Here is a 12,592-nt window from a genome sequence, read left to right on the forward strand (position 1 = left end):
ACCATGCATTTCGAACCCACCCTCCTCGAGCTGCCGAAGCACCTGCGCGCGATGCTCGACGCGCAAGATCCCGTCGCCACCGAAGGCCTGCCGCGCCGCAGCTTCCTGAAGCTGACCGCCGTCGGCGGCTTCGCGCTCGGCGCGTTCCCGCTCGGCGCGATGGCGCAGGACGCCGCCAAGCCGGCCGCGGGCCTCAAGCCCACGCAGCAACCCTCGGCCTTCGTCCACATCGACAAGGACGGCAGCACCACCGTCACGATCAACCGGCTCGACTTCGGCCAGGGCGTGCAGACCGCGCTGCCGATGATCCTGGCCGAGGAGCTCGATGCCGACTGGTCCAAGGTCAAGAGCGCGCACGGCAGCAACGACCCGGCCTACATCGACCCGGTGTTCGGCATCCACCTCACCGGCGGCTCCGGCTCGATCGCGCACTCGTACACGCAGTACCGCGAGCTCGGCGCGCGCACCCGCGCGATGCTGGTCAGCGCCGCCGCGGCGCGCTGGAAGGTCGATGCGGCCACGCTGCGCACGCAGAACGGCGTGGTGATCGGCCCGGGCGGCAAGAAGCTCGGCTATGGCGAACTCGCCGAAGCCGCGATGAAGCAGCCGGTGCCCGAGACCGTCACGCTGAAGGACCCGAAGAACTTCAAGCTGATCGGCAAGGCGACCGGCCGGCTCGACGCGAAGGCCAAGTCCAGCGGCAAGCAGGGCTATGGCATCGACGTGCGCCTGCCCGGCATGCTGACGGCCGTGGTCGCGCACCCGCCGGTGTTCGCAGCCAAGCTGAAATCGGTGGACGACAGCGCGGCCAAGGCCGTCAAGGGCGTGAAGGCCGTGCTGCGCATTCCAGTGGACCGCGGCGGTGAAGGCGTGGCCGTGGTCGCCGACGGCTACTGGGCCGCCAAGCAGGGGCGCGATGCGCTCAAGCTCGAGTGGGATGCGAGCGGCGTCGAGAAGGTCGACACCGCGGCGCAGCTGGTGCAGTACCGCGAGCTGGCCACCAAACCGGGCGCGCGCAAGTACGACGCCGATGTCTCGAAGTTCGACGCCGCGCCGCACAAGATCACCGCCGAGTACGTGTTCCCGTACCTCGCGCATGCGCCGATGGAGCCGCTGAACTGCACCGTGCGGGCGGCCGACGGCAAGGTCGAGCTGTGGATGGGCTCGCAGATGCCGGGCTTCGACGGCCTGGCGGCCTCGAAGGTGCTGGGCGTGCCGCCGCAGAACGTGCAGGTGCACGTGCAGATGGCCGGCGGCGGCTTCGGGCGCCGCGCGATCGCGAGCAGCGACTACGTGGTCGAGGCGTGCTCGGTGGTGAAGGCGGCGCAGGCGGCCGGCATCAACGCGCCGATCCGCACGCTGTGGAGCCGCGAGGACGACGTGAAGGGCGGCTACTACCGGCCGATGCACCTGCACACCGCGAAGATCGGCTTCGATGCGCAGGGCAACGTGCTGGCCTGGGACCACGTGATCGTCGGCCAGTCGATCCTCGGCGGCACGCCGTTCGAGCCGATGATGGTGAAGGACGGCATCGACGGCACCGCGGTCGAGGGCATGAAGGAGCCGTATGCGGTGCCGATGCGCCTGACGGTGCACCACCCGAAGCAGAACGTGCCGGTGCTGTGGTGGCGCAGCGTGGGCTCGACCCACACCGCGTTCGCGATGGAGACGCTGGTCGACGAGATCGCCCGCACCACGAAGCAGGATCCGGTGGCCTACCGCATGAAGCTGATGGGCGACGACCATCCGCGCCACAAGGCGGCGCTGCAGCTGGCGGTGGACCGTTCGGGCTACGGCAAGAAGACGCTCGCGCCGGGCCGTGCCTGGGGCGTGGCGGTGCACGAGTCGTTCAACTCGGTGGTCGCCTACGTGGTCGAGGCGTCGGTGAAGGACGGCACGCCGACGCTGCACCGCGCGACGGCCGGCGTGCACTGCAACCTGGTGATCAACCCGAAGACGCTGGAGGCCCAGGTGCAGGGCGGCGCGCTGATGGGCTTGTCGATGTGCCTGCCGGGGGCGGCGATCACGCTGAAGGACGGCGTGGTCGAGCAGAGCAACTTCGGCGATTTCGTGGTGCCGCGCATCACCGACATGCCGCAGATCGAGGTGCACACCGTGCCGAGCGGCGATGCGCCGACCGGCATGGGTGAACCGGGCCTGCCGCCGCTGGCGCCGGCCTTCGCGAACGCGGTGGCCTCGCTGACGGGCAAGCCGATCCGCGAGCTGCCGTTCAAGCTGGCTTGACGAAAAAAAGGGCGGTCCGAATGCGGACCGCCCTTTTTCAGTGTCGCTGCGAGATCAGCAGCCCAGGTTGCCCCCCGGGTCGACACCGATGATGCCGGTGAACGTGCGGTAGTAGTTGATCCGCGTCTGCACCGCATCGGGCCGGCGGCCACCGCATTCCAGCGAGCCGTTGATGGCGTTGATCGTGACGCCGAAACCCCACGAATTGACCATCGCGTTGTGCGGCGTGACGCCAGCCGCGCCGGTGCCCGTCATCCAGTACCACACGGCGGTCTTCCACGCGATCGTCGAGTCGGTCGCCACCAGGTCCGGGTTGCTCCACAGGTCCACGCCGATGGCCTGGCCGGCCGCGCGGTAGTTGTAGTTCCAGCTCAGCTGGATCGGACCGCGGCCGTAGTACTGCTGGCCGGGGGCGCAACCGCTGTTCCAGTCGCAATACAGCGGCCAGTTCGCCTGGTTGTACTCGCGGGTGGCGCGCAGGTTGTCCGACTCGTGCGCCACGTTGGCGAGGAAGGCCGCGGCCTCCTGGCGCTTGATGGTGTCGCTGCCGGTCTTCGCGAAGGCCGGCCAGCCGGTCATCGCATTGACCAGGCCGGCGTAGGTGTACAGGCCGTTGCGGCTCGGGAACATCTGGTTGAACTGCGCCTCGCTGACGATGAACGAGCCGCCGGTGTTGCCACCACCGCCCCCACCGCCGCCGCCCGTGCCGCCGCAGGTGGTCGGTTGCCAGTACCAGGTGCTGATCGTCGGGTCGGTGCCGTCGCTGCCGTTGCCGCCCACGTTGACCAGCTTGTAGTAGCTGCCGTTGCCCGGGTAGCGCACGACGTCGCCCTGGCGGTAGTACACGCCTGCCTGCCAGTCGACCGAGGTGCAGCCGGTGTTGCCACCGCCACCACCGCCACCACCGCCACCACCGCCGCCCCCTCCGCCACCGCCCGTGCTGCCGCAGGCCGTCGGCTGCCAGTACCAGGTGCTGATCGTCGGATCGGTGCCGTCGCTGCCGTTGCCGCCGACGTTCACCAGCTTGTAGCAGCTGCCGTTGTTGGGGTACTTGACCACGTCACCGAGGCGATAGAACACGCCGGCCTGCCAGGTCACCGTCGTGCCGCCGCTGCCGCCACCGCCGGTGCTGCCGCCGCTGTCACAGGTGGTCTGCTGCCAGTACCAGGTGCTGATCGTCGGGTCGGTCGCATCGCTGCCGTTGCCGCCGACGTTGACCAGCTTGTAGTAGTTGCCGTTGTTCGGGTAGCGGACCACGTCGCCGAGGCGGTAGTACACGCCGTACTGCCAGGTCTGCGAGCTGCAGGCCGCGGCCGTGACGGCGGCGGCGCTCATGACCGTGGTGGCGGGTGCCGGCGCGGCGCACAGGCCGGCCAGCGGAATCAACAGGCTTGCGATGCAAGCCACCCAACGTCTTGTCTTGTGGAACATGGTTGTCTTTCCGGTGTTTGTTGAGGAGATCGCACTGCTCCTTGCGCCCACGGACTGCCAATCGTGAAAGCGCTCGCATTTGACCGGTCGGGCGACCGGATGCGGGTAACAGCGTGCAAGAAACGGCTTGCAACGTGAGCGCAGGGCGCGCTCCAGCGCGCCGCGGGCGCGGCGCGACACCGGTCGGACTTCCTCGTTTCGGCTGACTACACCGGCCGCTTGGCCAGCAGCGCCCACACCCCGGCGGCCGACAGCAGCGAGCCGCCCGCCAGGTTGAAGCCACGCTGCGCCCGCGGCGACGCGAGCGCCTGGCGGGCCGAGGTGGCGAACACCGCATAGAGCGTCGAGTTGATCGTGGCCATCGCGACGAAGGTGACAGCCAGGATCCACAGCTGCTGCGTGGCGTTCACGCCCGGGCGCAGGAACTGCGGCAGGAAGGCGATGAAGAACACGATGCCCTTCGGGTTGAGGGCGGTCACGAGATAGGTGTTGATGAACAGCTTCCAGCGCGAGCCGGTGGCCGGCGCGACCGTGGCCTGTGCAGGCGAAACGCCGGCGCGCAGCAGCTTGATGCCGAGGTACAGCAGGTACAGCCCGCCCGCGAACTTGACCACCGTGAACCAGAAGGCCGAGGCCGCCAGCAGTGTTCCGAGGCCGAGCAGCGACACGACCAGCGCCGTGGAGTCACCCAGCGCGACGGCCGCGATCAGCGGTACGTTGGCGCGCCGCCCTTGTGCCATCGAATAGCTGATGACGGTCAGGATGGTCGGGCCGGGGATGATCAGCAGCACCGCGGAGGCGGCGACGAAGGCGAGCCAGTTTTCGATGGGCATCGGGGAATCTCCTGTGGGTGGGACGACTGTAGCGGGATGCCTGAGCTCAGAGATTGTGGTGTTGATCCTGCTGCACGACGTGCGTGAAGGCGATGCGGTCCGCCGCCAGCGTCTGCACCAGGAACGAAGGCCGCACATCCACGTCGCCCAGTGCCGAGCGTGGAAACCAGTCGAAGACGAGTTCACGCGCGCCTTCGACACCCCGATACGGGCCCGGCTCCGTGAGCACGCGGCTGCCGGCTTGCGCTTCGACCTTGAAGTACAGGCCGACTTCATGGTGCTTCAACCCGCCGTAGACGAAGAAGTTCTCGACCAGCAGCACGAGCGGCCCCGGTTGAACGACGAGGCCGAGCTCCTCGTGCAGTTCGCGCACCACCGCCGTGCTCGCCTCTTCGCCGGACTCCACCCGCCCACCGGGCAAGGCCCAGAAATCATCGCCTTCCGCGCGGTGCAGCAGCACGTCGTCGCCACGAACGACGATCGCCACGGCCCTCAGGTGGAAGCGATGCGAACCGGCATCGAAGGAAATCATGCTCATGGCGGCCACTGTAGCGGCTCACAATGCTCCAATGCGCCCTCTTCGCGGCACGCTCGTCCTCCTGGCCATGCTCATTGCCGGCTGCGCCACGCGGGGGCCCATCGCGCCGACGACCGTGCCGCCGGAACGCATCGCGCGGACGGTGCAGATCGCCGAGGCCGAGTGGCGGCTGTGGGGCTCGCCGCTCATCGGCACGACAAGCGACGGCGTGCAATGCGCCGTGCTGGCCTCGGGCGACTGCGCCGAGGTCGACGACGGCTGCGGCCGCGAGATGAGCGCGGCGCTGTGCCCGGTCGTCAACGGCTACTGGGCCACGCTCGGGCCTGCCGGCGCGGGCGGCATCGAGCGCCACGCCTGCCCGCAGCCCCACCGCTGCGAGGCGCGCTGGCTGCCCGAATGGGGCCCGCCGCTGTGGACGCCCGCGTGGTCGGCGGCGTTCATCAGCGCCGTGCTGCGGCGCGCGGGCTTCAGCGAATCGGAGTTCCGCTTCGGCAAATCGCATGCGGACTACATCGTCGCGGCGCGCGATCACCTGAGCTCGGCCCACGACGTGATCCCGACGCCCGCGATCGCGCTGCCCGGCGACCTGATCTGCGCGCTGCGCGAAGGCGCACGCATCGCGCCGACCGAGATCGCCCGCATCAGCGCCGGCGAGTCGCCCACGCCGATGCACTGCGACCTCGTCACGCGCGTCGACTTCGCCGGGCGCCGGCTCGAAGCCATCGGCGGCAATGTGCAGCAGTCGGTGTCGCGCATCACGCTCGATCTCGACGAGCAGGGGCGCGTCGGCGCGTCACCAGTGGCCGGTCGAACCTGGAGCCTGGTGCTGCGCGTGCACGCCGAGCCGGGCGACTGAGCGCCTGGCTACCGCGACGCCGCCATCGTGCCGTGCATCGCGGCACTGAACACGCACCACGCGAGCGGCACGACCCACAGCAGCCGCAGCCCGCGCCGGGCCGCCGCAGTCGACGGCTCGGCGAGCAGCAGCAGCGCGAGCGTTGCCAGCACGGTCGGGTCGGGCGCCAGGCCGAAGAACGCCGCCTGCCGCCACGGGTGCCCGAACGCGAGCCCGATCCAGGGGTGGACAAGCGCCGCCCAGGTTGCGAGCGCGATGCCGGACCACACCCGCCAGCGTCGGCTCGACAGGTGGATGCCGCCCTTCAACGCCAGCACCAGCAAGCCGGCCGCCTGCACGCCGAACGCCGCGACGGCATACGTCGCCGCCCAGAAGATCGGCACGAAACGCTCGAACAGGAACGCCCACGCCGTGAACGCCCAGCAGATCGCGACGAAGGCGAACGCGCCTCGCAGCAGGCGCCCGTCGCGGTCTCCGCGGCCCCCGCGGACGCGCCAGGCCAGCCACGCCGCCGCCACACCCATCGCCACCCACTGCAGCGGCCACCAGGCCTCGTTCAGCGATTCGAACAGCCGCCAGTAGATGCGCGGCGAGAACATCAGGAAGCTGGACGGCCGATAGGTCCACCACTCGCTCAAGGCGCTGCCCTCACAGCGCAGCCACCGTGCGCGCCATGCGCTCGCGCAGTGCCGCATCGGGCATGCGGCCGCGCGCCGCCGCCATGTTCTCGCGCAGGTGCGCCACCTGGCTGGTCGCCGGGATCGCGCAGGTGACGGCCGGGTGCGAGACGACGAACTTGAGCGCCACCTGCGCCCAGTTCGCACAGTCGATCTCCGCGGCCCAGGCCGGCAGCCGCTGGCGCGCCAGCACATCCATCAACGCGCCGCCGCGGAACGGCCGGTTCACCAGCACCGCGATGCCGCGCTCCTGCGCGAGCGGCAGCAGGCGCTGCTCCGCCTCGCGGTCGACCAGGTTGTGCGTGAGCTGCACGAAGTCGATCGGCTGCGTGCGCATCACCTGCTCCAGCTCGGCATGGCGCCGCCCTTCGGAGGTGGTGATGCCGACGTAGCGCAGCCGCCCCGCCTTCTTCATCTCGAGGAGCCGCGGCAGGTGCTCCTGCCACGACAACAGGTTGTGCACCTGCATCAGGTCGAAGCGCGGCACGCCCCAGAAGTTGCGCGAGGCCTCCATCTGCGCCGCGCCGCGCTGCACGTCGCCGATCCACACCTTCTCGGCCGAGAACAGCGCCGCCGGCCGGCCGAGCTGCGCCAGCGCATGGCCGATGGTCGGCTGCGACGAGCCGTACATCGGCGACGAATCGATCAGCCTGCCCCCTTCGGCGAAGAACGCGCGGACCACCTCGGCGCAGGCGTCGCGCGCGGCGCGGTCGTTGCCGACGTTGAACGTGATCCAGCTGCCCAGGCCGATGACCGGCAGCGCCTCGCCGCTCGACGGGATGCGGCGTTCGAGCGCCGCGGCAGCACGGGCCGGCGCGGCGCTCACCATCGCACCGGCCGCCAGGCCGGCCAGCCACTCGCGGCGGGTGCAGTCATCGACACTCATGCGCCGATTCTGCGACCCGCCCGCCCGCGCGTGGCGATCACCCCACGAGTTGCTCGACAACGCTCGCGAGGCCGGTCGTGCCCTGCATCGGCACCGCCTCGCCGCCCGCGAACCGGATCCAGCCTTCGTTGAAGCCGTCGATCATCCGCATGCGCGGCTGCGGGTGGCGCATGCCCTGGCTGCGAAACAGCGCTTCCCAGCTGTCGCGCGGCACCGCCTCGGCGCGCACCGGCCGGCCGAGCGCCTGCGCCAACGCAGCAGCGATGTCGTCCGGGCTGACCGGCGCCGGGCCCTCGAGCTCGACGATGCGCTGCCCGGCACCCTTCTCCGTCAGCAGGCGCGCCGCGACACGCCCCACGTCGGCTGCGGCCACCATCGGCACCGGCCGCTCCAGCGGCTGCAGGAACGCCGGGATCACGCCCTGCGAGCGCGCCGCGTCGATGTCCCAGCGCAGGTTCTCGATGAACCACGCCGGGCGCAGGATCGTCACGTCCAGCGGCAGCGCCGACCACACCTCCTCCATCAGCGTGTGCTGGCTCAGCAGGTTCGGTTGCGCCGCCTGCGCACCGATCGTCGACAGGCACACCACCCGCGCCGGCCGCGCGGCGCGCAGCGCCTGGTCGAGGGCCGCGGCGGTGGCCCGCGCCTCGGGAAAGCCCGGCGCCGGGTCGAACACCGGCGGCGGCACCACGAACACGCTCGTGGCGCCGTCGAAGGCCCGCGCCAGCGCCGCGGCATCGTCCAGCGTGGCGATCGCGACCTCGCAGCCGAGCGCCGCCCAGGCGCGCCCCTTCTCGGCATCGCGCACGACGGCGCGCACCCGCTCGCCCCGCGCCAGCAGCTCGCGTGCGGCCGCGCCGCCGACCTGGCCCGTGATTCCGGTGATGGCATGCATGAAGACTTCCTTTCGTTGTTTCGACTTGCGTCAATCAGGAGGCGAATCGTAGGAAGCGGCACCCTTTGAGTAAAGGCAGCCTCAGGCATATCATTGCTGACACTGAATCATGAATTGAGCGAACGATGGCACTCGATGGCCGCCTGCTCTCCAACGTCGGCGTGCTGGCCGCGGTGATCGAAGGCGGCAGCTTCGTGCGCGCCGCCGAGGCCCTGGGCATGACGCCGTCCGGCGTCAGCCGGGCCGTCGCGCGGCTGGAGGCGCGCATCGGCGTGCGCCTGCTCGAGCGCACGACCCGCTCGCTGAACCTCACCGACGAAGGCCGCCGGCTCTATGCCGACATCAACCCGCTGGTGCTCGGCATCGAAGACGCGGTGACGCACGCCACCAGCTCGTCGGGCACCGTGCAGGGCCGGCTGCGCGTCAACACCGATGCGTTCACCTCGCGCCTGCTGCTGGCGCCGCACCTGCCGCGCTTCCTCGCGCTGCACCCCGACCTCACGCTGGAGCTGATCGCCCGCGAGCAGCTCGGCGACCTGGTCGGCGAGGGCTTCGACATCGCGGTGCGCTTCGGCGAGCCGCCGAGCTCGTCGCTGGTGGCGCGCAAGCTGCTCGAGAGCCGCATCGTCACGGTCGCGTCACCGGCCTACCTGAAGCAGCACGGCCGCCCGGCCACGCCCGGCGAYCTGGCGCAGCACGCCTGCATCCAGGTGCGCGACATGGCCACCGGCCAGCCGTTTGCGTGGGAATTCCTGCGCGGCCGCAAGCACCTGAAGGTGCCGACCGCCGGCCGCCTGATGCTGACCGACCCCGGCACGCTGCTCGCGACCTGCCTGGCCGGCACCGGCATCGCGCAGATCAAGGCGATCGGCATCCAGGCGCAGCTCGACCGCGGCCAACTCGTCGACCTGTTCCCCGACTGGCCCGATGAGCGCTTCCCGCTGTATGCGCTCTACCCGTCGCGCCAATGGCCCGCGGCCAAGGTGCGCGCCTTCATCGAGTTCGTCGTCGAGGTGCTGAAGGCGTCGCCGCCGGGATGAGCCCGTTGTCGATTTCGCACCGCGTCGATCGTCGTCTGCAGACCCACCTCTTCATGCCAGGAGAAATCGATGACCCTTTCAGCCACCGACACCGACACCCCCGCCGCGATCCGGCAGCTTCTGCACGGCTACACGCAGTCCGTCCTCGCCAAGGACGTCGAGGCCTTCGTGGCGCTCTACGCTGCCGACGTGCGCGTGTTCGACATGTGGCACCGCTGGTCCCATGACGGGCAGCAACCGTGGCGCGAGATGGTGCAGGGCTGGTTCGGCTCGCTGCGCGACGAGCGCGTCCTCGTGGCCTTCAGCGAAGTGCGAACCCGGGTGGCGCAGGACCTCGCCGTGCTGCACGCCTTCGTCTCGTTCGCCGCGATCGATGCCGGCGGCGCCACCTTGCGCTCGATGACCAACCGCATCACGATGGCCCTGGTCCGGCAGGGCGACGGCTGGAAGATCGTCCACCAGCACACCTCGGCGCCGATCGACGGCGAGACGAAGGCGATCTTCCAGCGCTGAGATCAGAGCTCGTCGATCGCGTTGGCGCGCGCATCGCCGATCGCGAAGCGCTCGTTCGTCGTCACGTAGAAGCTCGCGCCGAAGCGGCCCACCGGGCGGTAGTCCTGCAGGCGCACGCGCCAGCGCTCGGCGTCGACCAGGCCGTCGCGCACCGTGAGCCACAGGATGCGGCCGAGGAAGACGTAGCGGCTGTCGGTCTCCAGCGTCTCGTGCAGCACGCACTCGAAGGCCACCGGCGCCTGCGCGATGCGCGGCGGCGCGACGCAGCGCGACGGCAGCGCCGTGAGCCCGGCATGGTCGAGCTCGCTCTGGTGCGGCGGCAGCGCGCTGCCGCAGGCGTGCATCTGCGCGCTCATCGCCTCGTCGGTCAGGTGCACGACGAACTCGCGGCTGCGCAGGATGTTGGCCGCGGTGTCCTTCAGCCGGCCGTCGTGCAGGCGGTTGACGCTGATGAACACCAGCGGCGGGTCTTCGCCGAGCATGTTGAACATGCTGAACGGCGCGGCGTTGACGACGCCGTCGGCGCCGAGCGTGGTGACCAGCGCGATCGGCCGCGGCACGATCAGGCTGGCCATCAGCTTGTAGCGCTCGTAGGCGCCGAGTTCGCGGAAGTCGATGTCCATCGGCGCCGTCACGCAAGATCGGTGCCGCCTGAGGGTTCGTAGCCCGGATGCCAATCCGGGGTTTGTCCGTCACATCCCGGATTGGCATCCGGGCTACAGTGCGGCCATGCGGTTCTTCGTTGCCCTGTCGTTCGTGATCCTGCTGTGCCTGCAGCAGGCCACGGCCGTCGCGCGCAGCGTCGAGCCGTGCTGCCATGACGCCTGCATGGCGATGGCGGCCTGCGCAACGGCCGGCTGCAGCGCCTGCGCGGTGCCGGCGCTGCCGCCGGCCGTGTCGCGCCCGGCCCGCGTGCAACAGGCCGCGACTCCTTCGATGGACCCTTCGCTGCCCGCCGGCACCACGCCCGGCGACATCTGGCGACCTCCCTGGTGAACGTGCGTGATCCTGTCAATCCGTCATTCACATCACGAATTCACATCACATCGGAGAACCCATGAAATCCACGCTGTTCAAACTGGCGGCCGGTGCCGCACTGCTCGGCGCTTCGGCGCTGGCCTTCGCGTCCGGCGACTGCTGCGCGAGCCTGCAGTGCTGCATCGAGATGCTGGCCTGCTGCTTCCAGTAAGCTGAGGCCCGACTGATCGAGGGCCGCCCGGCGACGGGTGGCCCTCTTTCATTTCACGCGCTCACTCTCGTTCACTCCGCCGTCGCCGGCTCGATCACCGAGCGCACCTGCGAGATCCGGTTGGCCGGAAACCCGCCCAGCTCCGCATGGCGGCGCACCGCGGCGGCGTCCGGCGCCTGGTAGACGCAGTAGAGGCGGTCGTCGGTCACGTAGCTGTGCACCCACTGGATGCTGGGGCCCATGCTGTTGAGCACGCCGCATGATTTCTGGGATATGGCCTTCAGGTCCTGCGGTGTAAGCTGGCCGGCGCCGGGGATGTCTCTCTCGATCACGAACTTGGGCATGTCGCACTCCTGCGGGGTTTGAGGTGTCCCATGCTCCCGCACGGGGCCCGGCACGGTCATCAAGCGCGTCTGAATTCCGCATGAATTCCCGCCGGCGCGCCGCCACCCGAGGAGCGAACCGCCATGCCCGCGCCCACCGTCCTGTACCGCTTCGGCGACTTCGAGCTGCAGCCCGGGCAGCGCCTGCTGCTGCGCCGCGGCCAGCCGCTCACGCTCACCGCCCGCGCGTTCGGCGTGCTGGTCGCGCTGGTCGAGCGCGCCGGGCAGCTGGTGTCGAAGGACGAGCTGATGCAGCTCGTGTGGGCCGGCCTCGTCGTGGAGGAGAACAACATCGCGGTGCACGTGGCGCAGCTGCGCAAGCTGCTGGGCGCGCCGGCGATCTCGACCATCGCCGGCTGCGGCTACCGCTTCGCGCTCGAGGTCGCGCGCGATGTCGCGCAGCCGCTCGCACCCGGCGCGCTGCCGGAGCCCGACGAGACCCCCGGCAACCTGCCCGCCCGCACGCCGGCGCTGATCGGCCGCGCCCATGAACTGGCCGAGCTGGGCGCGCTGCTCGACGCGCACCCGCTGGTGACGGTGTGCGGCGGCCCCGGCGTCGGCAAGACCCACCTCGCGATGGCCGCCGCCGCCCGGCGCCGCGCCCGCCACCCCGACGGCAGCTGGTGGATCGACCTCGCACCGCTGACCGACGGCGCGCAGATCGCCCCGCTGATCGCCGGCACGCTCGGCCTGAAGCCGGTGGCCGGCGAGGACACGCTGGCGGCACTGGTGCGGCGCCTGAAGCCGCGCTCGCTGCTGCTGGTGCTCGACAACGCCGACCACCTGKCGCCCGAGGTGGCGCGGCTGGCCGGCGCGCTGGTGCAGGCGACGCCGCGCGTGTCGGTGCTGGTGACCAGCCAGGTGCCGCTGCGCGATCCGGCGCACCGGCTGCTGCGGCTCGGGCCGCTCGGCCTGCCGCCCGAGGGGGCGTCGCTCGACGAGGCCGCGCGCTGCGATGCGGTGCAGCTGCTGGCCGAACGCGCGGCCGGTGCCGGCAGCCCGCTGGCCGGCGACGCGCGCAGCATCGATGCCGCCACCGACATCTGCCGCCGGCTCGATGGCAACGCGCTCGCGATCGAGCTGGCCGCGGCCCGGCTGCCCGCGCTC

The 12,592-nt window shown here is 70.6% G+C and carries 15 protein-coding genes; 7 read left to right on the plus strand and 8 right to left on the minus strand.

Going from position 1 to position 12,592, the window contains the following annotated elements:
- Positions 1–3: 3 nt before the first annotated feature.
- On the plus strand, positions 4–2,244 hold the full coding sequence (locus AC1DXV_RS12120) for a xanthine dehydrogenase family protein molybdopterin-binding subunit (RefSeq protein ID WP_477868040.1): 2,241 nt from the start codon (positions 4–6) through the stop codon (positions 2,242–2,244).
- Between the two features lie 54 nt (positions 2,245–2,298).
- On the opposite strand, the gene AC1DXV_RS12125 is transcribed toward AC1DXV_RS12120, so the two are convergent.
- The 3 genes from AC1DXV_RS12125 to AC1DXV_RS12135 all read right to left on the minus strand — a co-directional run bounded on the left by AC1DXV_RS12125 (position 2,299) and on the right by AC1DXV_RS12135 (position 5,046).
- Positions 2,299–3,651: a glycoside hydrolase family 19 protein gene (locus tag AC1DXV_RS12125; protein ID WP_477933751.1), complete on the minus strand. Its 1,353-nt coding sequence runs from the start codon at positions 3,649–3,651 to the stop codon at positions 2,299–2,301.
- 230 nt (positions 3,652–3,881) lie between these two features.
- Positions 3,882–4,508 carry a LysE family translocator gene (locus AC1DXV_RS12130; protein ID WP_477933753.1) on the minus strand — a complete coding sequence of 209 codons (627 nt, stop codon included), beginning with the start codon at positions 4,506–4,508 and terminating at the stop codon, positions 3,882–3,884.
- Between the two features lie 46 nt (positions 4,509–4,554).
- Entirely contained in the window at positions 4,555–5,046 is a 492-nt protein-coding gene (locus AC1DXV_RS12135; protein WP_477873561.1) for an NUDIX hydrolase, read from the minus strand.
- 67 nt (positions 5,047–5,113) lie between these two features.
- On the opposite strand from AC1DXV_RS12135, the gene AC1DXV_RS12140 reads away from it, so the two are divergent.
- Positions 5,114–5,902 carry a DUF2272 domain-containing protein gene (locus AC1DXV_RS12140; protein WP_477933755.1) on the plus strand — a complete coding sequence of 263 codons (789 nt, stop codon included), beginning with the start codon at positions 5,114–5,116 and terminating at the stop codon, positions 5,900–5,902.
- Positions 5,903–5,910: 8 nt separating this feature from the next.
- Here AC1DXV_RS12140 and AC1DXV_RS12145 read toward each other — a convergent pair whose 3' ends face one another.
- Genes AC1DXV_RS12145 through AC1DXV_RS12155 form a run of 3 tightly spaced genes read right to left on the minus strand, consistent with a single transcriptional unit; the run spans position 5,911 to position 8,360 of the window.
- On the minus strand, positions 5,911–6,540 hold the full coding sequence (locus tag AC1DXV_RS12145) for a DUF6064 family protein (protein WP_477933757.1): 630 nt from the start codon (positions 6,538–6,540) through the stop codon (positions 5,911–5,913).
- Positions 6,541–6,550: 10 nt separating this feature from the next.
- Positions 6,551–7,465 (minus strand): aldo/keto reductase, encoded by a 915-nt coding sequence (locus AC1DXV_RS12150; RefSeq protein WP_477933759.1) that lies wholly within the window; start codon positions 7,463–7,465, stop codon positions 6,551–6,553.
- Positions 7,466–7,502: 37 nt separating this feature from the next.
- Positions 7,503–8,360: an NAD(P)H-binding protein gene (locus AC1DXV_RS12155; RefSeq protein ID WP_477871805.1), complete on the minus strand. Its 858-nt coding sequence runs from the start codon at positions 8,358–8,360 to the stop codon at positions 7,503–7,505.
- 125 nt (positions 8,361–8,485) lie between these two features.
- Here AC1DXV_RS12155 and AC1DXV_RS12160 point away from each other — a divergent pair, with 125 nt between their 5' ends.
- Positions 8,486–9,400 (plus strand): LysR family transcriptional regulator, encoded by a 915-nt coding sequence (locus AC1DXV_RS12160; protein ID WP_477871803.1) that lies wholly within the window; start codon positions 8,486–8,488, stop codon positions 9,398–9,400.
- A gap of 69 nt (positions 9,401–9,469) precedes the next feature.
- The gene (locus AC1DXV_RS12165; protein WP_477871801.1) at positions 9,470–9,913 is read left to right on the plus strand and encodes a YybH family protein; all 444 of its coding nucleotides are present in this window, start codon (positions 9,470–9,472) and stop codon (positions 9,911–9,913) included.
- Positions 9,914–9,915: 2 nt separating this feature from the next.
- Here the strand turns inward: AC1DXV_RS12165 and AC1DXV_RS12170 are convergent, their stop codons facing one another.
- A complete protein-coding gene (locus AC1DXV_RS12170) occupies positions 9,916–10,536 on the minus strand; it encodes a flavin reductase family protein (RefSeq protein WP_477871807.1) in 621 nt (206 codons plus the stop codon).
- 106 nt (positions 10,537–10,642) lie between these two features.
- Between AC1DXV_RS12170 and AC1DXV_RS12175 the strand changes: the two genes are divergently transcribed.
- The gene (locus tag AC1DXV_RS12175; RefSeq protein ID WP_477933761.1) at positions 10,643–10,909 is read left to right on the plus strand and encodes a hypothetical protein; all 267 of its coding nucleotides are present in this window, start codon (positions 10,643–10,645) and stop codon (positions 10,907–10,909) included.
- Between the two features lie 61 nt (positions 10,910–10,970).
- Positions 10,971–11,102: a hypothetical protein gene (locus tag AC1DXV_RS12180; RefSeq protein ID WP_477874276.1), complete on the plus strand. Its 132-nt coding sequence runs from the start codon at positions 10,971–10,973 to the stop codon at positions 11,100–11,102.
- 71 nt (positions 11,103–11,173) lie between these two features.
- Here AC1DXV_RS12180 and AC1DXV_RS12185 read toward each other — a convergent pair whose 3' ends face one another.
- Entirely contained in the window at positions 11,174–11,446 is a 273-nt protein-coding gene (locus AC1DXV_RS12185; protein ID WP_477874278.1) for a DUF4242 domain-containing protein, read from the minus strand.
- 123 nt (positions 11,447–11,569) lie between these two features.
- Here AC1DXV_RS12185 and AC1DXV_RS12190 point away from each other — a divergent pair.
- A partial coding sequence (locus AC1DXV_RS12190; protein ID WP_477933763.1) for a winged helix-turn-helix domain-containing protein occupies positions 11,570–12,592 on the plus strand: 1,023 nt, incomplete at its 3' end.

Source organism: Rhizobacter sp. P3_C12 (assembly GCF_056402735.1).

Coding starts and splice junctions, on each gene's coding strand:
- AC1DXV_RS12180 (WP_477874276.1), top strand. CDS start 10,971: ATGAAATCCACGCTGTTCAAACTGGCGGCCGGTGCCGCACTGCTCGGC.
- AC1DXV_RS12120 (WP_477868040.1), top strand. CDS start 4: ATGCATTTCGAACCCACCCTCCTCGAGCTGCCGAAGCACCTGCGCGCG.
- AC1DXV_RS12170 (WP_477871807.1), bottom strand. CDS start 10,536: ATGGACATCGACTTCCGCGAACTCGGCGCCTACGAGCGCTACAAGCTG.
- AC1DXV_RS12130 (WP_477933753.1), bottom strand. CDS start 4,508: ATGCCCATCGAAAACTGGCTCGCCTTCGTCGCCGCCTCCGCGGTGCTG.
- AC1DXV_RS12175 (WP_477933761.1), top strand. CDS start 10,643: ATGCGGTTCTTCGTTGCCCTGTCGTTCGTGATCCTGCTGTGCCTGCAG.
- AC1DXV_RS12165 (WP_477871801.1), top strand. CDS start 9,470: ATGACCCTTTCAGCCACCGACACCGACACCCCCGCCGCGATCCGGCAG.
- AC1DXV_RS12155 (WP_477871805.1), bottom strand. CDS start 8,360: ATGCATGCCATCACCGGAATCACGGGCCAGGTCGGCGGCGCGGCCGCA.
- AC1DXV_RS12135 (WP_477873561.1), bottom strand. CDS start 5,046: ATGAGCATGATTTCCTTCGATGCCGGTTCGCATCGCTTCCACCTGAGG.
- AC1DXV_RS12185 (WP_477874278.1), bottom strand. CDS start 11,446: ATGCCCAAGTTCGTGATCGAGAGAGACATCCCCGGCGCCGGCCAGCTT.
- AC1DXV_RS12140 (WP_477933755.1), top strand. CDS start 5,114: ATGCTCATTGCCGGCTGCGCCACGCGGGGGCCCATCGCGCCGACGACC.
- AC1DXV_RS12150 (WP_477933759.1), bottom strand. CDS start 7,465: ATGAGTGTCGATGACTGCACCCGCCGCGAGTGGCTGGCCGGCCTGGCG.